The sequence below is a fragment of the Stenotrophomonas sp. Marseille-Q4652 genome (assembly GCF_916618915.1).
Lineage (GTDB): Bacteria > Pseudomonadota > Gammaproteobacteria > Xanthomonadales > Xanthomonadaceae > Stenotrophomonas.
The window spans coordinates 1,682,402-1,702,986 of sequence record NZ_CAKAKE010000001.1 but is presented as its reverse complement, the minus strand read 5'-3'; the positions used below and the strand labels follow the sequence as shown (position 1 = coordinate 1,702,986).

Annotated in this window: 16 protein-coding genes; 4 read left to right on the top strand and 12 right to left on the bottom strand. The window is 69.6% G+C overall.

Features of this window, described 5'->3' with window-relative positions:
* Positions 1–59: 59 nt before the first annotated feature.
* Entirely contained in the window at positions 60–3,428 is a 3,369-nt protein-coding gene (locus LG380_RS07945) for a PAS-domain containing protein (RefSeq protein WP_225764428.1), read from the top strand.
* Positions 3,429–3,496: 68 nt separating this feature from the next.
* Here LG380_RS07945 and LG380_RS07940 read toward each other — a convergent pair whose 3' ends face one another.
* Positions 3,497–4,162 carry a response regulator transcription factor gene (locus LG380_RS07940; protein WP_225764427.1) on the bottom strand — a complete coding sequence of 222 codons (666 nt, stop codon included), beginning with the start codon at positions 4,160–4,162 and terminating at the stop codon, positions 3,497–3,499.
* A gap of 17 nt (positions 4,163–4,179) precedes the next feature.
* Positions 4,180–4,980 carry a 3-hydroxybutyrate dehydrogenase gene (locus LG380_RS07935; protein WP_225764426.1) on the bottom strand — a complete coding sequence of 267 codons (801 nt, stop codon included), beginning with the start codon at positions 4,978–4,980 and terminating at the stop codon, positions 4,180–4,182.
* Positions 4,981–5,091: 111 nt separating this feature from the next.
* On the opposite strand from LG380_RS07935, the gene LG380_RS07930 reads away from it, so the two are divergent.
* From LG380_RS07930 to LG380_RS07920, 3 genes are all read left to right on the top strand, one after another.
* Entirely contained in the window at positions 5,092–6,927 is a 1,836-nt protein-coding gene (locus tag LG380_RS07930; protein ID WP_225764425.1) for a D-(-)-3-hydroxybutyrate oligomer hydrolase, read from the top strand.
* A gap of 95 nt (positions 6,928–7,022) precedes the next feature.
* Positions 7,023–7,622 (top strand): HutD family protein, encoded by a 600-nt coding sequence (locus LG380_RS07925; protein ID WP_225764423.1) that lies wholly within the window; start codon positions 7,023–7,025, stop codon positions 7,620–7,622.
* Complete coding sequence (locus tag LG380_RS07920; protein ID WP_225764421.1) at positions 7,622–8,080, top strand: GNAT family N-acetyltransferase; 459 nt, start codon at positions 7,622–7,624, stop codon at positions 8,078–8,080. The genes LG380_RS07925 and LG380_RS07920 overlap by 1 nt, the downstream gene beginning before the upstream one ends.
* 7 nt (positions 8,081–8,087) lie before the next feature.
* Here the strand turns inward: LG380_RS07920 and LG380_RS07915 are convergent, their stop codons facing one another.
* The 10 genes from LG380_RS07915 to LG380_RS07870 form a co-directional block, all read right to left on the bottom strand.
* Positions 8,088–9,692 carry a sulfite reductase flavoprotein subunit alpha gene (locus tag LG380_RS07915; RefSeq protein WP_225764420.1) on the bottom strand — a complete coding sequence of 535 codons (1,605 nt, stop codon included), beginning with the start codon at positions 9,690–9,692 and terminating at the stop codon, positions 8,088–8,090.
* Positions 9,689–10,660, bottom strand: a complete 972-nt coding sequence (locus tag LG380_RS07910; RefSeq protein ID WP_225764419.1) for an FAD:protein FMN transferase — start codon at positions 10,658–10,660, stop codon at positions 9,689–9,691. The genes LG380_RS07915 and LG380_RS07910 overlap by 4 nt, the downstream gene beginning before the upstream one ends.
* Before the next feature lie 44 nt (positions 10,661–10,704).
* Entirely contained in the window at positions 10,705–11,508 is an 804-nt protein-coding gene (locus LG380_RS07905) for a DUF4198 domain-containing protein (protein WP_225764418.1), read from the bottom strand.
* Positions 11,509–11,538: 30 nt separating this feature from the next.
* A complete protein-coding gene (locus LG380_RS07900; protein ID WP_225764417.1) occupies positions 11,539–12,060 on the bottom strand; it encodes a DUF2271 domain-containing protein in 522 nt (173 codons plus the stop codon).
* A 22-nt stretch (positions 12,061–12,082) separates the two neighbouring features.
* Entirely contained in the window at positions 12,083–12,730 is a 648-nt protein-coding gene (locus LG380_RS07895; RefSeq protein ID WP_225764416.1) for a PepSY-associated TM helix domain-containing protein, read from the bottom strand.
* Between the two features lie 97 nt (positions 12,731–12,827).
* Positions 12,828–13,910: an acyltransferase gene (locus LG380_RS07890; RefSeq protein ID WP_225764415.1), complete on the bottom strand. Its 1,083-nt coding sequence runs from the start codon at positions 13,908–13,910 to the stop codon at positions 12,828–12,830.
* Between the two features lie 111 nt (positions 13,911–14,021).
* Entirely contained in the window at positions 14,022–16,490 is a 2,469-nt protein-coding gene (locus LG380_RS07885) for a TonB-dependent receptor (RefSeq protein ID WP_225764414.1), read from the bottom strand.
* A gap of 248 nt (positions 16,491–16,738) precedes the next feature.
* On the bottom strand, positions 16,739–17,416 hold the full coding sequence (locus LG380_RS07880) for a Fe2+-dependent dioxygenase (RefSeq protein WP_225764412.1): 678 nt from the start codon (positions 17,414–17,416) through the stop codon (positions 16,739–16,741).
* Positions 17,417–17,425: 9 nt separating this feature from the next.
* Positions 17,426–18,145 carry a tetratricopeptide repeat protein gene (locus LG380_RS07875; RefSeq protein ID WP_225764411.1) on the bottom strand — a complete coding sequence of 240 codons (720 nt, stop codon included), beginning with the start codon at positions 18,143–18,145 and terminating at the stop codon, positions 17,426–17,428.
* 44 nt (positions 18,146–18,189) lie between these two features.
* Complete coding sequence (locus LG380_RS07870; RefSeq protein WP_225764410.1) at positions 18,190–20,496, bottom strand: TonB-dependent receptor; 2,307 nt, start codon at positions 20,494–20,496, stop codon at positions 18,190–18,192.
* Positions 20,497–20,585: the final 89 nt, after the last annotated feature.

Here is a 20,585-nt window from a genome sequence, read left to right as displayed (position 1 = left end):
GTTCCCGTATCCTGAGTCCGCGCAGGGTGGCGGCGGGAAGTCCGGGGGACGCGACACAGATGCTGAGTTTGATCACCGTGGTGCTGGCCGGCATGGCCTGGCTGGCGCTGATGTTTGGTGCGGCCTTGTACGGCGAGCGGCGGCCGACCGCCTTCACCCGCCATTGGCACTACGTCTACGCGCTGTCGCTGGCGGTGCACTGCACCTCGTGGACGTTCTACGGCACGGTCACCCAGGCCGCACGCCATGGCTGGCCACTGCCGCCCACCTTCGTCGGTGCAGTGCTGTTCTACGCGCTGGCCTTCGGACTGATGCTGCGCTTGCTTCGGCTGGCGCGCGAAACCAATGCCACCTCGCTGGCCGACCTGATCGCCGCCCGCTTGGGCCGCGATGCGTGGCTGGCGGCCACCGTGACCCTGGTGGCCGCGCTGGGCCTGATTCCCTACATCGCGCTGCAGCTCAAGGCAGTGACGATGAGCTTTGACATGGTCACCGATGGCGTCACCGGGCGTGGCCATTCCGGCATGCCGTGGCGCGACAGTGCGCTGTACGTGGCGCTGGCGATGGCGCTGTTCGCGATGCTGTTCGGCGCGCGCCGCGCCAACGTGGCCGAGCACAACCGCGGCCTGGTGCTGGCGATGGCGGTGGAATCGCTGTTCAAGCTGCTGGCGATGCTGGTGCTGGGTGGCTTCGTCTGGTTCGGGCTGGAGGCGCTGCCCGAAGTGACCGCTCCCCCGCCACCGGTGGCGCCGGGCGGCGGCGTGATCCCGCTGGTGATCCTGGGCGCGATGGCGATGTTCCTGCTGCCACACCAGTTCCACGTGGCCGTGGTCGAATGCCGCGATCCGCGCGACGTGCGCACTGCGCGCTGGCTGTTCCCGCTGTACCTGCTGCTGATCGCCTTGCCGATCCTGCCGCTGGCACGCGCCGGCAGCGCGTGGCTGGGCGACAGCGTACCGACGGACATGTACACGCTGGCCCTGCCGTTCTCGCAGGGGCAGGGCGGAGTGGCGCTGATCGCCTTCCTTGGCGGACTCAGTGCCGCTACCGGCATGGTCGTGGTCAGCACGCTGACCCTGAGCCTGATGATCGGCAACCACTGGTTCGCGCCGGGCCTGCTGCGCGGTGCGTGGTCGAAGGTCGGCAGCGGTGACCGGCGCCACGAGGTGCTGTGGCTACGGCGCGCCGGCATCTGCGTGATCATGCTGCTGGCCTGGGCCTACAGCCGGCTGATCGGTGGCAGCAATGTGCTGGCCGACGTCGGTGCGGTGTCGTTCTCGGCGCTGGCCACGCTGCTGCCAGTGTTGGGCTTTGCAATCTGGCGTCCGCAGACGCCGCCTCGCGCGGCCATCGTGGGGATCGTCGCCGGCTTCATCACCTGGGCCTGGGTGCTGCTGGTGCCGTCACTGCTGGCCGATGCGGGGCGTGCGCCGGCGTGGTTGTCGCAGGGTCCGCTGGGCTGGGCATGGCTGGCGCCGGAAGGCCTGTTCGGGCTGACCGGATGGACGCCGCTGGGACGTGCGGTCGGCGCCAGCCTGTTCGTCGGCACCGTGGCGACGCTGCTGGTGATGTCGTGGCGGCGCGACACGCCCGACCGCACCAGCCGCAACCTCGAGGCCGACGTGCTGCGCGATGCCGGTCGCCGCTTCCTGTCGCACAAGCGCGTGGAGCAGCTGCTGGCCGGAGCACCGCGCCATGGCCCGGTGCCGGCGGCGATCGAGGCCAGTGTCGAGCGCGAGCTGTCCGCCGTGCTGGGCGCGGCTTCCGCGCGCCTGCTGCTCGATGCCGCGCGCCGCGAAAGCGGCGAACTGGCCACGGTCGCGGCGATCGTCAGCGAGGCGTCGCAGGACCTGCGCTTCAACCAGCAGGTGCTCGAGGCCGCCCTGCAGAACATGAGCCAGGGCATCAGCGTGATCGACCGCGAACAGCGGCTGGTCGCGTGGAACCGGCCGTACGCGCGGTTGTTCGGTTTCCCCGAGGAACTGCTGCAGGTCGGGCGGCCGGTCGTCGACCTGACCCGCTGGGCACTGCAGGTGATGCCCGGCCGTGGCGACGACGAGCGTGCGGTTGACCGGCGTCTTGCCTTCATGCGCGCGGGCACGCCGCACCTGACCGAGCGTGTGTTCCCCGACGGGCGCATCGTCGAGATCCGCGGCAACCCGATGCCCGGTGGCGGCTTCGTGGCGACCTTCACCGACGTCACCGAATTCCGCCGTAACGAGCGCGAACTGAAACTGGCCAACGAGACCCTGGAGCAGCGCGTGGGCGAGCGCACCGCGCTGCTGGAATCGGCCAAGCGCGAGGCCGAGCGGGCCAACGATGCCAAGAGCCGCTTCCTGGCCGCGGTCGGCCACGACCTGCTGCAGCCGCTGCACGCCGCGCACCTGTTCACCGACACCCTGGCCCAGCAGCTGGAGTCGCCGCCGCAGCGGCAGGCCGTGGAGCAGATCCGCGGCGCACTGGATTCGACCACCGACCTGCTGACCGGCCTTTTCGACATGTCGCGGCTGGAAGCTGGCGGCCTGGTACCGCAGCCGCGTGATTTCCCGCTGGCCGAGGTGCTTGATCCACTGGCTTCCGAATTCCGCGCGCTGGCCAATGCCCGTGGACTGGCGTTCCACCACGTCGCCACCACCGCATGGGTGCACAGCGACCCGCAACTGCTGCGCCGCGTGCTGCAGAACTTCCTGGCCAATGCGGTGCGCTACACGGAGCGCGGCGGCGTGCTGCTGGGCGTGCGCCGCGAAGGCGGGCGCCTGCGCATCGAGGTGCACGACACCGGCCCGGGCATTGCCGAGTCCGAGCGCATGGCGATCTTCGACGAGTTCCGCCGTGGCGATGGCGCCGGTGGGCAGGGGCTCGGCCTGGGTCTGGCGATCGCCGACCGTATCTCGCGGCTGCTGCAAGCGCCGTTGCAGCTGCGCAGCCAGCAGGGACGCGGCACGGTGTTCGCGCTGTCGCTGCCCCAGGTGCAGCGTCCGGTGGCCGTGGCGGCACCGGTCGCGCGGGGCGGCGGCCTGCGGGGCGTGCCGGTGCTGGTGGTCGACAACGATCCGGCCTCGCTGCAGGCACTGGCCACGCTGCTGCGCGGCTGGGGCTGCGAGGTGGCCGAGGCCAACGGCGACGCGCAGGCGTTTGCGGCGATGGAGGCGCGACCGGCGGCGCTGTGGCTGCTGGACTACAACCTCGACGACGGCGATACCGGAACCGCACTGCAGTTCCGGCTGGGCGAGCGCTTCGGGCCGCGGCCGACGCTGATCCTCAGTGCCGCCGACAGCCTGGCCACGCGTCGCGAGGTGCTCGAGCAGGGCCTGACCCTGCTGCACAAGCCGGTGCGGCCGCTGGCACTGAAATCGATCCTGGACCGGATGCTGGCCTCCAGTGCCGTGGCGGCGGCTGCCGCCGGGCGCAGCGACGGGGAGCCGTAAACCGGCACGGCCCGCAATCGCGGGCCGTGGTTCACTCAGCCGGATGGGCCCGGGGTTGTGCCGCCGGATCAGACCTCGATCTGCCGCGCCGGGTCGCTCAGTTCCAGCTCGCGCAGCACCACGCTGGCCTGGGTACGGTTGCGCACGCCCAGTCGTTCGAAGATCGCCGACAGGTGCGCCTTGACCGTGCGTTCCTGCACGTCCAGGCGGTCGGCGATCTGCTTGTTGAGCAGGCCCTGGGCCACCAGCACCAGCACCCGGAACTGCTGTGGCGACAGGCTGGCCAGGCGCGCGGCCAGTTCACTGTCGTGGCTGGAGGACTGCGCGCGCGACACCGCCGCGCGCAGCGACGGCGGCAGCCATTGCTCGCAGGCCATCACGCTGCGGATCGCCTCGCGCAGGTCGTCCAGGCCGGCGCTCTTGGGCAGGTAGCCGGCCGCGCCGTGGTCCAGCGCGCGGCGCACCACGCGCGGGTCGTCGTTGGCCGAGACCACGATCACCGCCACGCCCGGATGCTGCGCGCGGATCGCTGCCAGCCCGGCCAGGCCGTGGTTGCCCGGCATGTGCAGGTCCAGCAGGATGAGGTCGATGTCCGGCTCGGCATCGAGTGCGGCCAGTACCCCGTCCAGCGATTCGGCCTCGCGCACCGCCATCGCCGCCACCGCCTCGCTGGCGGCCTGCCGCAGGGCGGCACGGAACAGCGGGTGGTCATCGGCGATCAGCAGGGTGGGCATGGGCAATCCGGAAGTGGTTACTGGGACGTCCAACCGCCATCCATCGGGAAGCTGGCGCCGGTGACATTGTGCGCTTCGTCGCGGCAAAGCCAAGCGACCATCGCCGCGATGTCCGAGGGCAGGGACATGCGCAGGCTCGGCTGCTTCTCTTCCAGCAGTGCGCGCACGCCGTCGTCGCGCGAGCCGCCGTTGCGGTGGGCCTGGATCTGCGGCTCGATCAGCGGCGTCTCCACCCAGCCCGGGCATACGCAGTTGACGGTGACGCCACCGCTGGCGCGGCTGCCGGCCGCGGCATATTCCAGCGCCGCCACCTTGCTCAGGCCGACGATGCCGAACTTGCTGGCCACGTACGGCGCCTTGTTCTTCGAGGCGACCAGGCCGTGCACCGAGGCGATGTTGACCACGCGGCCGTAGCCACGCCCGGCCATCCCCGGCAGCAGGTGCTGCATGGTGTGGAAGGCGGCGCTGAGGTTGATGGCGATGATGTCGTTCCACTTCTGCACCGGCTGCTCGGCCAGCGGCGCGGCATGCTGGATGCCGGCGTTGTTGACCAGCACGTCCACCGGTGACCACGCCTGCACGTCGGCCAGCATCGCGCTGATCTGTTCGGCATCGCGCAGGTCGGCATTGAAGTGGCGGGCTTCGCCGCCGCCGGCCTGGCGCACGCTGTCCAGCGCCTGGGCGATCTGGTCGTCGCTGCCGAGGCCGTTGATGGCCACGCTTGCACCGGCCGCGGCCAGCGTCTGCGCGATGGCCAGGCCGATGCCCGAGGTGCTGCCGGTCACCAGCGCGGTGCGGCCTTGCAGGAAGCGGTCCATCGAAAACTCCATGAAACAGGGGGATGGGCGGCAAGGTAGCAGGGGGGAGCGGCCGCGCGCGTGGTACCAAAGTACGATGAACGCCGCTGGTCGCTTTGCTAGTGTCGTGGCATGAACAAGCCCATCCTGCGCGCCGCTTGCGGCCTGATTGTCGGACTCTCGCTGGCCTCGTGCGCCAGCCGCCCTGCCAGCGGTCCTGCCGGGGCTTCCATGTTCAGCAACGAGCGCAGCAGCGTGCATCGCGATGGCGATGACCTGCTGACCGGCGGGCTCGGCCTGGCCGGCCTGCGCAGCATGGGGCCGCCGGCCTTTGCCGATGCCAATGCACCGACCGTGGAGGAACTGCGTCGCCGCGCGCTGTGGAGCAGCTGGCGCGGCATCGCCGACCTCGCCCCGGGCGGCGGTTACGGCGAGCTGTTCGGCAGCCTGGGCGCGGTGCCGGGTCGCGAGTTCTCCGCCTACGCCAGGCTGCCGGGCGCACGCCAGCCGCACCGCGTGCTGGCGCAGGTGCCCGATGCGTTCGACACCGGCAAGCGCTGCGTGCTGGTCGCGCCGTCGTCCGGTTCGCGCGGCATCTACGGTGCGGTGTCGGTCGCGGCGGCCTGGGGCCTGCCCAGGGGCTGCGCCGTGGTCTACACCGACAAGGGCGCCGGCAGCGATTACTTCGACCTGGACGCGCAGCAGGGCGTGCGCGCCGACGGCAGCGTGGCCGCCGTGGATGCGGCGGATGACCTGGCCTTCGTGCCGGAGGCGCCGACCGGTGCGTCCGGCGTGGCATTCAAGCATGCGCATTCGCAGGAAAACCCGGAAGCGGACTGGGGTCGCCACGTGAAACAGGCGGCGCAGTTCGCCCTGCATGCGCTGGACCAAGCGTACCCGCAGGCCGCGCCGTTCACCTTCGACAACACCCGCATCATTGCGGTGGGCATTTCCAACGGCGGCGGCGCGGTGCTGCGTGCGGCCGAACTGGAAGGCGACTGGCTCGACGCCGTGGTCGCCGGCGAGCCCAACGTGCTGGCCAATGGTCACGGCGCCCGCGCGCTGTACGACTACACCACCGAAGCGGCGTTGCTGATGCCGTGCGCGCTGCTGGACGTGGACAAGCTGCCACAGCCGCCGCTGCCTGCCGCCGTGCAGGCCGGCGCCGCGGTGCGCTGTGCCTCGCTGGCGGCTGGCGGCCAGGTCAGCGGTGCCACTACTGCCGAGCAGGCGCGCTCGGCGCATGAGCTGATGCGCAGCCGCGGCTGGACCGACGAGGCGCTGCGCGCCGGCGCGCTGTCGGTGGCCTTCGACCTGTGGCGCGCGGTGGCGGTCACCTACGCGTCGGCCTATGGTCGTTACGGCGTCGATGAACACCCGTGCGGTTACTCGTTCGCCGCCCTGAACCCTGACCTCAGTGCGCGTGCCTCCACCGCGGCCGAGCGTGCGGCGTGGATCGCCGATGGCAGCGGCATTCCGCCCGGTGCCGGCGTCGGCATCATCGACAGCAAGTTCGCCATGCCCGACGTCACCCTGGCCGGCCTGCAGTGCCTGCGCGCGCTTTGGGACGGGCAGGGCGAGGACGCCAGGCGCGTGCGTGCCGGCATCGAACAGACCCGCGCCGGCCTGCCGCGCAAGGGTCTGCCGGTGATGGTGGTGCACGGTCTGGACGACGGCCTGATCCCGCCGGCGTTCAGCAGTGCGCCCTATGTGGCCGCCGCGCAGTCGGCCGGTCGCGACGTGCGCTACTGGAAGGTGCGCAACGCCCAGCACTTCGATGGTTTCCTGGGCCTGCCGGACTACGCCGCGCGCTACGTGCCGCTGCTGCCGTACGTGTATGCCGCGCTGGACCGGGTGCAGGCGCACCTGGACAGCGGCGCCGCGCTGCCGGCCGATGGCACGATCAATACCGTGCCGCGCGGCCCGGGCAAGCCGCTTACCGCCGACAGCCTGGCCATGCCGCGCTGAGTTCCGCATCCGGGAGGGGGGGCGGCGGGAGCGATCCCGTCGTCCCTAGTTTTCTGGAGCGGCAGAAACCACCATGGCTCGGGCAGAATGGCGCAATGGATGCCCTGACCCTGCCCGCGCGGGTGATTCCCGCCTACGACTACCGCCGCGAGCGCTGGCGCAACGGCCTCGGCTGGACCCGCGAGATCCTGCGCATTCCCGGACAGGGCGACTGGGCGCTGCGGCTGTCGATTGCCGAGATCGAGCAGGACGCCGATTTCTCGGCCTTCCCCGGCATCGAGCGCGAGCTGGTGCTGCTGCGTGGCGAGGGCCTGCGCCTGCGCTTCGGGGACGGTCGCTGCCACACCCTCAATCCGCCGCATGACCGCCTGCGTTTCGCCGGCGAGGACGTAGTGCGCGGTGAACTGATCGACGGCACCACCCACGACTTCAACCTGATGTGGCGCCGCGGCGTGCTTGATGCCGAGCTGCTGCACCGGCCGCTGGTCGGCTCGATGTTCTTCTTCAGCGAACCGCAGACGGCATGGGCGATCCACCTGCTGTCCGGCCAGGCCGAGTTCGACGGCGAACCCGGGCTGCCGCCGCTGCAGGTCGGTGACAGTGCCTGGCTCGGCGCCGGCCCGCGGCGTCGCTACGCGCTGCGTGGAGGCGGCGAGCTGCTGGCGGTGCGGGTGAGCCCGCGCGGGGAGGGCTGATGGAGATCCGGCTCGACGACCTGCGTGGGCGGGAAATTGCCGCACTGCTGCGCGATCACGTCGACGACATGCGCCGGCATTCGCCGGCCTGCAGCATCCATGCGCTCGACCTGGAAGCACTGCGGCAGCCCTCGATCAGTTTCTGGAGTGCCTGGGAAGACGGGCAGCTGCTGGGCTGCGGAGCGTTGAAGCAGCTCGACGCAGGGAACGGCGAGATCAAGTCGATGCGCACCGCCGGCGGCCAGCAGCGCCGCGGCGTTGGCTCGGCGCTGCTGGTGCACATCATCCAGACGGCCAGGGCCCGCGGCTATCACGCGCTGTGGCTGGAAACCGGCACCGCGCCGGCGTTCGTGCCCGCACATCGCCTGTATGCGCGGCATGGCTTCCAGCCCTGCGGGCCTTTCGGCGATTACGTCGCGGATCCGTGGAGCTGCTTCTGGCACCTGCCGCTGGGCTGAAGCACGATCAGTAGACGTCGCGGCGGTAGCGGCCCTGCAGGATCAGCTGTTCCTTGCCGGCCATGCCCAGGGTTTGTTCGATCACCGCATCCACACCCGGCGCCATGCCCTGCAGGCTGCCGCACACCATCACCGTGGCGCCGTCGTCCACCCATTGCCGCAGCGTGTCGCTGGCCGCGGCCAGCGCGTGCTGCACGTAGCGGCGTTCTTCGCCATCGCGGCTGAACACCACGTCCAGCCGCTCGATCCAGCCGTCGGCGTGCCACTGGCGCAGCTCGTCGCCGAAATGGAAGTCGTGCGCGGCGTTGCGTTCGCCAAACACCAGCCAGTTGCGGCGTGCCCCGGCCTCGATGCGGGCCCGCAACTGCGCGCGCAGGCCGGCGATGCCGGTGCCGTTGCCGACCAGGGCCAGCGGCTGCGTCGGGGCTGGCGGATGGAAGGCGGGATTGCCGCGCAGGCGCAGGTCGATGCTGCTGCCGATGACGGCGTGTTCGCACAGCCAGCCGCTGCCGAGGCCGGGCGTGCCGTCGGGCTGGCGCTGCAGGCGCAGCAGCAGCTGCAGGTCGCCATCGGCCGGTACCGAGGCGATGGAGTAGGCACGGTGCGGCAGCGGCTCCAGTGCCGCGACCAGTGCGGCCGGATCGGCGCTGGCCCCGCCCGGGAGATGCGAGCGCGACAGCCATTCGCGCAGCGGCTGCCCGGCGACCACGGTGTCGCCATCGAGCGCGTGCGCGGCCAGCCACTGCTCGACGCGCTGCGGCGCATTGCGCGGGCCGATCTCGGCGATGTCGCCGGCTTCCCACGCCGGCAGCGCGCCATCGGCCGGGACCAGCGACAGGAGGTGGACGCCGGCCCCGACGCTGCCGGGATTGAGCAGCCGTCGCTGCTGCAGACGCCAGCGCTGGTACTGCGGCGCGGTCCAGTCGGGGATCGCGCTGGCATCACCGCCGAGCTGGCCAAGCAGCTCCTTCCAGTGGCGCAGCGTGGCTGGGTCGGCGTTGTCCACTTCCAGCGTGTCGAACAACCGGTGTGCGCCGCGCTGGCGCAGCCAGTCGTCGAGCCGGTGGCCGAAGGCGCAGTAGTGCTGGTAGCTGCGGTCGCCCAGCGCCAGCACGCCGTACTGCAGGTGCGACAGCGACAGGGCACTGGCCATCAGCCCCTGCACGAAGGCGGCAGCGTGATCCGGCGCGTCGCCCTCGCCGGTGGTGCTGGCGATGAACAGCGCCTGCTGGCTGGCGGCAAGGGTGGCGGCGTCGAGCCTGTCGATTGCGCGAACACGCACCGGCAGGCCGCTGGCGCGCAGCGCATCGGCGGTGCGCTGTGCCAGGTCGCAGGCAAAGCCGGTCTGGCTGGCCCAGGCGACCAGTACCGGCGCCGGGCCATCATCGGGCAGCTGGTCGGCGCGGGGCCGGTTGCGCCACCACAGTGCCGCGCAGCCGGCCGTGTAGGCGGCCAGCGTGGCGGCGGCCCATTGCCAGTGGCGGGCCAGTGGCGGCGCCGGCCACCAGTCCTCGCCCAGGTGCAGGCGCAACAGCAGCGCGGCGGCGACCAGCAGCAGCGCGATGACCGCGAGGTTGCCCAGCGTGGCGCGGGAAGGCGTGAGCCGGCTCATGCGCTGGCGTCCAGGTGACGGACGAAGGCCGGGCTGAGTGTCTCGACAATGCCCTCGGCGCTGCGGCTGACGAAGCGAGCGGCCAGGTCGTGGGTGGTGGCGAAGGCCAGCCCTTCGGCGGCGCCCATCACCGTCAGCACCGTGGCCCAGGCATCGGCCTCCATCGCGGTGGGCGCGATGACGGTGACCGCGGCGGTGGCATGTGGCACCGGGCGGGCGCTGCGCGGATCCAGGGTGTGGCTGTAGCGCTGGCCGTCGATGTCGTGGTGGTGCCAGCGGTCACCGGAGGTGGCCACGGCAAGGCCGTCCAGGGCGAGCACGCGCGGCGGTGCATCCAGCGCGTCCTCGTCCGGGCCGGGTTCCACCAGCACCCGCCACGGCTGGCCATCGGGTTTGCTGCCGTAGCCATGCAGTTCGCCGCCGACCTCGACCAGCGCGGCGGTGATGCCGGCTGCGCGCAGCCAGCGGCTGGCCTGGTCGACGCCGAAACCCTTGGCGATCGCCGACAGGTCCAGCTCCAGTCCACCGGGCTGCAGGGCCTGGCGGCTCTCCGCACGAAGTTGCAGGCGCTGCCAGCCACAGCGTGCGGCCACGGCGGCCAGCGCCTCGGGCGAGGGCAGTCGCGGCTGTCGCGCATGCGCGCCGAATCCCCACAGCGCGACCAGCGGGCCGATGCTGGGATCGAACGCGCCGTCACTGCGGCGGGCGACATCCACCGCCGTTTCCAGTACCTGGAAGAAACCTTCCGGGAGCACGTGCCAGCTGCCGGCGGCGGCGCGGTTGAAGCGGCTGATGTCCGAACCCGGTTCCCAGGTGCTCATCTGCGCGACCACTCCGTCCAGCTGCGCCTGGATGCCGGCGTGCAGCGGATGCAGGTCACGGTGCCGCGGCAGCACCAGCCGGGCGCTCCACTGGGTGCCCATGGTGTGGCCACCGAGGCTGGCGATATCGAGCGTGGGATCGGGCATGGGAGAGGCGGGCCGGGAGCGTTTTGCACTCCCGGCCGGTCGCATTACTGCGGCAGCACTTCCAGCGTGGCCACGTAGCTGAGGCGACGCTGCCTGGCCTGCGGCACCGAGGTCTTGTCGTCCTCGGTGCCGGTTTCCAGCCAGTACATGCCGGCTTCCGGCCAGGTCACGCGGATCTGCCCGTTGGCGTCGCTGGTAACCTTGATCTCGTCCTGCGCGTTGCGATAGCGGGTGGCGCCGCGCACGATCTCGAACTCCAGGCCCGCGGCCGGCTTGCCGTCCACCAGCACGCGGAAGGTGGATTCCTCGCCGGCGAACAGGTCGTTCGGGTGGCCGTCGGCGACCAGCTCGATGCCGCGGTTGGTCGGCTTGAGCGCGGTGTCGTTGGGCTTGCCGTTGGTGACGAAGGTCTCCACGCGGCCGACGGCCTGCGACACCTGCAGGTTCTTCGCATCCTTCGGAAGCTCGCCGAGGGTGGCGGCGGTGCCGCGCCAGCGCTTGCGCTCGCCGTTGAGCTCGTAGGTCGCCGACAGGCCGTCATTGACGGTGGCGATGCGGTAGGTGCCCTGCTGCTTGAGTTCGATGTCGAACACGCTGCGCAGCTTGCCGGTGGCGCCGTTCTGCGGCTGCACGCTACTGCCGTCCGGGGCGGTGATCACCACCGATTCCAGGCGTGCCGGCACGTGATTGAAATAGAACAGGTCGTTGGAGATGGCGCCATCGACGGTGATCCACGGATTGCTACCGGCGATCACGGTCTGCGACGGCAGCAGCCAGGCCTTGTGCGCATTGGCGGCGAACGGGAGGGCGGCGGCCAGTGCGGCGGCCAGGACAAGCGAACGCTTCATCGGGAATGCTCCAGGGTCAGGCAAGGGGGATCAGGGCTTGATGGCCAGGGACACCGCGCCGAGTTCGGTCGAACCCTGCGCGCGGCCGTTCTGGGCGGCCTTGGCCGGCCAGCTGAAAGGAATCTTGAGCAGCTCGCGGCCGCCGACTTCGCGCACGGCTTCCACCACCAGGGTGTAGTCGCCGGCGGGCAGCTTCTTCAGTTGCGGCTGCTGCCTGTCGCTGAACGACAGCGCGTGCTTGCCGGCCGGGCGGGTCGGGCCGGTCACGCCGTCCACCGGCACCTGCAGGTTGCGGCCGCTCTTGCGCCACCACTGGCGCAGGTCGGGCAGCCACTTGGTGCCGTGGCCCTCGGCGTTGGCGGTCTGCTGGTACCACACGGCCAGGTCGGCGGCCGACTTGCCATCGCCGCCTTCGATCCAGATCGCCACGTACGGGCGGTGGTACTCGGCCACGCTGAGCTTGGGGATCTCGACATTGACGTCGAGCGTGGCCGCGTAGGCCGGGGAGGCGGCCAGCAGGCCGCTGAGGGCGATGGTGAGGGTGACGCGCATCGTGCGACTCCGGGAAGGCGGTTCAGTGGATGAGGAGCAGGGCGATCAGCAGCGGCACCACCAGGCCCAGGCCGACCAGCGGCCAGGTCATGCGGCGCTGCCGCGCATGCAGGTGCAGCAGGAACAGGCCGGTGATGCAGAACACCAGGCAGGCCACGGCGAAGATGTCCAGGAACCAGCCCCAGGCCGGTCCTGCGTTGCGTCCCTTGTGCAGGTCGTTGAAGTAGGACACCCAGCCGCGACGGGTGCTTTCGTATTCCACCGCGCCGGTCCCGCGGTCGATGCTCAGCCAGGCATCGGCGCCGGGGCCGGGCATCGACAGGTAGATCTCGTCGGCCGACCACTCGGCGGGGCGGCGGCCGATCGAGACCTCGAGCTCGCGGTCCAGCCAGCGCACGGTCTCGCGCGGCAGCGGCGCGTTGCCGTCCTCGCGCCCGCCCAGGGCCTCAAGCAGCTCGCCAGGCATCTCCAGCTGGCGGGTATCCACCTGCGGGCTGGCCTCGATGCGCGAGGCGTGGTTGAGGGTGATGCCGGTGATGGCGAACAGCAGCATGCCGACCAGGCAGACCGCCGAACTGATCCAGTGCCACTGGTGCAGGGTCCGCAGCCAGAAGCCCCGGCTGGGTTGTTGCTGGACGGCAGCGGCGGCAGGAGGACGGGCGGGTGCCAAGAGGACTCGCTTGAAGCTGTATGCGGGCCGCTGATTACACCACCAATGAGAATGATTCGCAATTTGTGTCGCTGTGTATCGACCCGCGCGCTGGCGGTCAGCCGGCGCGGGCGGTCGGAGTCGCGGCTACCTCGCCCGCCTCCCGACGCCGGGCCATGCGCTGCAATGGCAGTTCCAGCAACCGCCACGAAACCCAGCCCACGACCACGCTGGCAACGACCGCAACCAGCACGAAGGCAGCGTGCTGCCACGGAGCACTGTTCCAGCCGCTGTACTGCCACAGGCGACCGGCGGCGGAGATCACGAACACATGGCCCAGGTACAGCGAGAACGAGCTGTCGCCAATGAGCGTGAGCACCCGTGGAAACCGTGGCCGGGCCTGCTGCTCCCAGCGCACCGCACCGAGTACGAGCAGGCTCGAGGTCAGGCCGAACCATAGCGCCCGCTGCAGCACCGGTACGTCCTGTGCCGGCGGACCGGCGAACCACACCATCGCGCCGAGGAAGATGGCCAGGCCCAGCGCCATGACGGGCAGCGCCAGCCACGCGGGAAGTTGCCGCCAGTACAGGCCAACGAACGCGCCGGCGATGAATTCCAGTGACAGCGGGCTGGATAGCACCGCCGCCCAGGGCGTGCTGCTGGCCGGGGGCCAGGCATGCGCGAGCACGGTGGCCACGGCCCATCCGCCCAGCAGCCATGGCAGGTGGCGTGCACGCGCGAAGGCGATGGCCACGGCCATCAGCAGGTAGAAGAACGCCTCGTGGGTCAGCGTCCACCCCACGGTCAACAGCGGCAGCTCGGCCTGCGGCCACAGCAGGTATGAGGCAAGGACGCTCTGCTCGTGAGAGGAAGTGTTGGCCATGCCCGGTGCCACCAGCGTCAGCACCAGCACCACGGTGGTGTAGAGCCAGTACAGCGGCAGGATCCGCCAGCCACGGCGCAGCAGGAAGCGCCCGGCTTCGCGCGGGGAGCCGTAGCTCCCGGCGGCGATGGTGGTCATCACGAAGCCCGAGAGAACGAAAAACAGGTCCACGCCGTTGTAGGCATAGCCCACAGGTGTACCCAGCAGCAGTGGCCCCTGACCGTACTTGCCCTCGACGATGCGCAGGTGGAACAGCACCACCAGCAGGGCGGCCAGGCCGCGCAGCACCTGGATGGAGTGGAAGACGGGTCGGCTCATCGTCGGCACGGCGGAAAGGTGGCGGCACTCTACACTGCGCCCGGCCGCACCGCCGCAGGCCGCGCCAGGGCCCGCGACAGCCGGCGGGCCCCCGGTTCATGCACGGTTGGATCAGAAGCGCACGTTGACGCTCATCCAGAGGCTGCGCGCCTTGTCCTTGTTGTTGAAGTGGTCGCGGTAGATCACTTCGTCGGTGTCGTCCTCGTACACGCCGTCGCCATCGAGGTCGTTGAACTCGGCCGAGTAGGTGGTGAAGTCGCGGTCGAGCAGGTTGTTGATGCGCGCGTTGAGGGTGACGAACCGGTTGATCGCCCACGAGCCGCCCAGGTGCAACACGGTGTAGTCGCGGTAGTACTGCGGCTGCCCGCTGATCGCCGACACGCCCTCGAAGCGCCTGGAACGGGTCTCGCTGGTCAGGAACAGGTTGACCGCCTCGCTGAGCTGCCAGCTGGCGGTGGCGTTGGCCATGTGGCGGGCGACGTCGCCCAGCGGCAGGCCCTTTTCCGCGCCGCTGCGCTGCTCCGAATCGGTGTACGTGTAGTTGCCGCGCAGGCTGAAGGACGGGGTGAACTGCCAGTGCCCGGCCAGCTCCACGCCCTGGGTCACCACCTTGTCGATGTTGACCATGCGCGTGGCTGAAGGGCCGTAACCGATCTGCGCGTAGTCGCCCGGCGCGGCGCACTCGACCAGCAGGCCGGCACCGCAGGGCTGGGAGCTGATCTTGTCATCGAACACGTTGCGGAACGCGGTGGCATCGAAGCTGTGACCGTCGGCGTGATGCCAGTACACGGCCAGCTCGAAGGAGGTGCTGGTTTCCGGCTGCAGGTCCGGATTGCCGAACTGCGGGCTGGTGCCCTGGCCGCCGAAGCCGACCACGCCGTCGTACAGCTGGGTGGTCTTGGGGGTCTTGAAGCCGGTGCTGGCGCCACCCTTCAGCGTCCAGCGGTCACCGAGGGTGTAGACGCCGTACAGGCGCGGGCTGACGTGGCCACCGAAAACCTGGTGGTTGTCGTAGCGAAGGCCGCCGGTCAGCGCGAACGGGGCGCTGATCTTCCACGTGTCCTCGGCGAATACGGAGAACATGTTGTGTTCCTGCTTGCCGCCCGGGTGGCTGGTTTCCATGCCGAACACACCATCGACCAGCTCGCCGCGGATGATCTGGGCGCCGACCACGGCGGTGTGCTCGCCGGCGGCCTGGAACGGGATGTCGAGCTTTGCATCCAGCGTGTACTGGCTGCTTTCCAGGGTGCGCTGCGGGCGCGGCAGGTAACCCTGCAATGCGGTGAACTGGTCAGCCGACAGGTTGGCCTGCATCACCGCCAGCTTCTGCGCCTCGGACAGGTTGTTCCAGGCATTGGCGTTGCGATAGCCCATTGCCGCCGACGGTGCGCAGTAGCCGGCATTGATGCTGCCGCCAAGGTTGGCGCAGGCCGTATTCCACAGCTGCTGCAGCCCTTGGCGCTCGGTCACGGTGTAGGGGAGGGTACGGCCGCTGTTGTCGGTCTCCACGCGCGACAGGGTCACCAGCGAGTTGCCGAAGCTCCAGACGCCTTCGTGGCTGATCGACCAGTTGTCGCGGCTGAATTCCTGCTGCGGCGCATAACCGGCGCGCGGCTCGATGCGGCCGTTGTTGCCCACGCGCAGCATCGCGCCGTAGTTGTCGACGGTGCCGACGGGGTATTCCTCCACGCCCGCATCGTTGATCCTGATCGCGTTGTCGTACTGCTGGCGCGAGGTGTCCACGTCGACGGTCAGCGTCTGCCTGTCGGACAGGTACCAGGCCAGGGTCAGGCCGGCGGACCTGTTGGTGTTGTCCACGGTCTTGCCACCGCCGCCAAAGCCCAGTGCACGGCTATGGGTTTCCCCGGCCGGATCGATGACATCGCCGTAGGTGGGATTGGAGGCATCACGCTGGTAGCGGCTGGCGCGGGCGCTGAGGTTGAGCCTGCCGGGCACCAGCGGGCCGGTGACGAAGGCATCGACGGTGCTGTCGTCCCCGTAGTCGCTGTTGGTCTCGAAGGTGCGGCCGGCCGTCAGCGAGCCGGACCAGCTGTCCAGTTCGCGCTTGGTGATCACGTTGATCACGCCGCCCATTGCATCGGCGCCGTACAGCGTGGACATCGGGCCACGGATGACCTCGATGCGCTCGATCGCGTCCAGCGGCGGGATGTGGTTGAACTGGTTGCCGCCGAAGCTGTTCGGATAGATGTCGCCGTGGTTGTTCTGGCGGCGGCCGTTGATCAGGATCAGGGTGTAGTCGCTGCCCATGCCGCGCATGGAGATCGTCCCCTGGCCGGTCTTGTCACGGGTCTCGCCGATGTCCACGCCCTCGAGCTGGCGGACGGCGTCGAGCAGGGTGATGTAGGGGCGGGAGACCAGTTCCTCGGCGGTGATGACCGAGATCGAGGCCGGCGCATCGGTGAGCTTCTGTTCGAAGCCCGAGGCAGTCACCACCACCTTGTCCAGGGTCTGGGTGTCGATTTCGGGCGCGGCCAGGGCCGGCAGCGGTACGGCCAGCACGCAGGCCAGGGCCAGGCCCAGCGCGGTATGGGCGGGAAAGTTAGGGGAGCGAGCAGTCATCGAGATTGGGGTCCCAGCAGTTGGAGCTGGAGGTGGGCGACGGCTGACCATCCAGGCAAGCGATACGGGAGCGGGCGGTCGTGACCGCATTCATCTCCCGACAAGGGCTCGCATCTTAGTGAGAATCAGTCGCAACAGCAATTGATTTGCATCAAGGCGGCCGTTTTTACCTTGCGGCAGCGGCGGCCGCCAATAAAAAAGGCCCCTGCAGTGCAGGAGGCCCCGGGGCATGAGGAATGGTGGTTTGCTCAGGTGTCGGCCCACTGCCGCAGCAGGTTGTGGTACAGGCCGGTCAGCTGCAGTACCGCACCGTCGTCGGCGCCGGTCTGGCGCAGGCGGCCAATGGCGGTGTCCAGTTCCCACAGCATGCGGCGCTGGCCGTCGTCGCGGACCATGCTCTGCACCCAGAAAAACGAGGCCAGGCGGGCGCCGCGCGTCACCGGCCGGACCTGATGCAGGCTGCTGGACGGGTAGAGGATCAGGTCCCCCGCAGGCAGCTTCACCTCGTGCTCGCCGTAGGTGTCGGCAATGACCAGTTCGCCGCCTTCGTACTCCTCCGGTCCGCACAGGAACAGCGTGCAGGACAGGTCGGAGCGCAGCTGTTCGCCCTGGGCGAGGTTCATCACCGCGCCATCGACGTGGAAACCGTAGGTGCCGCCGCCGGTGTAGCGGTTGAAGCGCGGCGGCAGGTACTTCAGCGGCAGCGCGGCGCTGAAGAACAGCGGGTTGCTGGCCAGCGCCAGCAGCACCGTCTCGCCCAGCTCGCGGCGCAGCGGCGAACTCTCCGGCAGTTGTTCATTGCGCTTGGCGTGGGTACCGAGGTGGCCCACGGTCTCGCGCCCGTCGGTCCAGCTGGCGCTCTCGAGCCTGCGACGGAACTCTGCGACCTGTTCGGGGGAAAGCACGTTGGGGATGTGCAGCAGCATGGGACGACCTCAGTCTTGGGCCTGCGCGACCAGCGCGCGGATCCGGGGATGGGGAGAGGCGGCCAGCTGCGGCACGATCTGCGCCAGAAAGGCCGGGCTGCCATGCTCCAGTGCCAGGCGCAGCCAGTGCACGGCCTCGTCCATCTGTCCGCCCTGGACCAGGATCGAAGCGTAGTTGGCCTGGCCGCGGAAGTCGCCGGCTTCGGCCGAACGCCGGTACCAGGCCAGGGCGCCATCGGGGTCGGCTTGGGTTTCCAGCCCTTCCTCCAGGTGCCGTGCCAGCAGGTTCATCGACTTGGCGTGGCCCCTGTGCGCGGCCTGCGTGTACAAGGCCAGCGCGCGGGGCAGGTCCTGCGCGACGCCGCGACCGGTCGCCAGCAGGTTGGCGAAGTTGTACATGCCCCAGTCCAGCCCGGCCTCGGCCGCGCGCCGGTACCAGACCGCGGCCAAGGCGAAATCCACGGTGCAGCCGCGGCCAAGTTCGTGGCAGCGGCCGAGCTGGTTCATTGCCAGCGGATGGCCGTTGTTGGCTGCGGTCTCATACCAGAGCAGCGCTGCAGGCTCATCGCGGCCGGTGCCGGCGCCTTCCATGTACAGCTGCGCCAGCAGCAGCTGCGCGTTGGCATCGCCGGCCTGCGCTGCGGCGTTTGCGGTGGCGAACGCGGCCTGCGGGTCGTCGCGCAGTTGCCGGGACAGTGCCTGTGGATCGAAGCGGGCAGAAGTGGGCATGGCTGGGAATGCGGCGGAGCCATCGGGTCTCCGCCGCCGAAGGCTCAGAACGCCACGTTCAACGACAGCGTGGCCGAGCGGCCCGGGGCGATGGTCGCGTAGTGCGAGGAGTAGGCCTTGGTGAAGTAGACCCGATCGGTCAGGTTCTGCACGTTGAGCTGCACGCTGATGTTGTCCTGCACCGCGTAGCTGGCCATCGCATCCCAGCGGGTGTAGGCCGGGATCCACTTGCTGTTGGCCGCATCGCCGTACTGCCTGTCGACGTAGCTGGCGCCGCCGCCGACGACCAGGCCGAACGGGAAGCGGTAGGTGCTCCACACCGTGGCCGCATGCTTCGGGGTATTGGGGAATTCGTTGCCGTTGTTCGGCGAGACCACCCACACGCCCGGGGCCGGGCAGCCGGTGCGGCTGGAGATCGAACAGACGTAGCCGTTGTCCTTGAGCTCGGACTGCATGTACGTGTAGCCGGCCGAGACGTTCCAGTTGCGGGTCAGCTGGCCGTTGATACCCAGCTCGACGCCTTCGATCACCTTCCGGCCGGCATTGCGGGTGGTGCCGTTGTCGATGGTGACGCGGGCGTTGTCCATCTCGGTGTGGAAGATGGCGGCGGTCAGGTTCATGCGGCCGGCCAGCAGGTCCCACTTCGTGCCCAGTTCCAGGTTGCGGGTCTGCTGCGGCTCGAGCTCGGCGTTGGCCGCGCTGATGGCGTCGTTGCCTTCGCCGCTGTCCATGCCGGGCGGCGTGGAGGAGGTGCCCCAGGACAGGTACACGCTGCCATTGGCGGTGGGCTTGAACACCACACCCGCCTGGTAGTTGAGGAAGGTGTCGGCATTGCCGATCACCGTCGGCGCGGCGCCGGCCACCGGGGTGACCTGCTCGGTATCGAAGTCGTCCCAGCGCAGGCCGAGGTTGAGCAGCCAGCGCTCGCTCAGCTCAATGGTGTCGAAGGCATAGACCGATTTGGTGACGGTGGTCTGCTCGATATCCAGCGCCTTGTCGCTACGGGTCACCGGATGGGTGGCCGCCCACGGGTCGTGCGGGTTCGGGTTGGCGAAATCGGTGCAGTTGTAGCCGGTGGCCGCGCCGGTGGTCGCGCAGGCCTGGTTGCCAGTCAGCGGATTGTTGGTGCCGCCCCCGCCGAGCACGTAGCTGCCCTTGCTGCTCTTCTCCTCGCTGTACTCAACGCCAGCGCTGTAGCTGTGGCGGAGCGCGCCGGTCTGGAAGGCGCCGGTCAGGCTCAGCTGGTCGGCGAAGGTCTTCGTATCGATGGCGCGGCTGTTGGTACGGCGCCACAGGGTGCCGTAGAGGTTGGGGTTGTTCTTGCTGTCGTCCGGCTGGGTCCACAGGTAGTCGTTGCTGGTGTTGCCGAGGCGGGCGACATTGCGCAGCTTGTGGCCACCCAGGTCATAGCTGGCGTCGAGCGTGGAGATGTCGGCCCGGGTGCGCTGGAAGTCACGGTCGACCAGCCCGTAGAAGTTGTTGCGGTCCGGCACCAGCGGGCGGCCAGTGGTGGTTTTCGCCACCGGATCGGCATACGGGAAGCCGCCGGCATCGGGCAGGTCGTCGGTCTCCAGGTGGTAGTGGCTGGCGATGAGCTGGAGCGGGCCATTGAGGCCGAAGGCGATCGACGGGGCGATGCCCCAGCGGCTGTTGTTGACCTCGTCGCGGCCGGCGATATCGCTGTCGTGCTTGAGCAGGTTCACCCGTGCGGCGATGCCGTCGCCGAGCACATGGTTGGCGTCAACGGTACCGCGGGCATAGCTGTCGGTGCCCACGCCCATGCTGATCCTGGTTTCGTCCTTGAGCTTGGGCGTCTTGCTGACCAGGTTGATGCTGCCACCGCCGGAGTCACGACCGCCGTAGGCCGAGCTCGGGCCCTTGACCACTTCCAGCTGTTCCAGCGCGAATACTTCGCGGGTCTGGCTGCCGACGTCGCGCAGGCCATCGACGAACATGTTGCTCTGGCCGTCGAAGCCACGCAGGAACGGGCGGTCGCCGGTGGAGTTGCCGCCTTCGCCGGCGCCGAAGGTGATGCCCGGGACCATGCGTAGCGCATCGACCAGGGTGGTCGCGCCGATTTCCTGGATCGTCTGCTCCCCCACCACCGACACCGACTTGGGGGTGTCCAGCAGCGTCGCGGTGAATTTCTGCGAGGACGGTGCAAACCAGCTGCCCCGCACCTCGACCTTGTCCAGCTCGGTGGCATCGCCCATGGCGGTGGCGCTGGCACTGGCGCTGGCGGAGTCGACCTCGGCGGCGAGCGCGCCCAGCGGCGAGAAGCCGGCGGCCAGCGTGGCGGTGGCGAGCATGGGGACGCGGGGGGCGTACTTGCGGGTCTTGATGTGGGACATGAAGGGTTCCGGCAAAAAGGGTCAAAGCAGGGGCTGCCGTGGCTCGGGAGCCGCGGAGAAAGGGCGTTGGAAGACCGCGTACTGCGTGG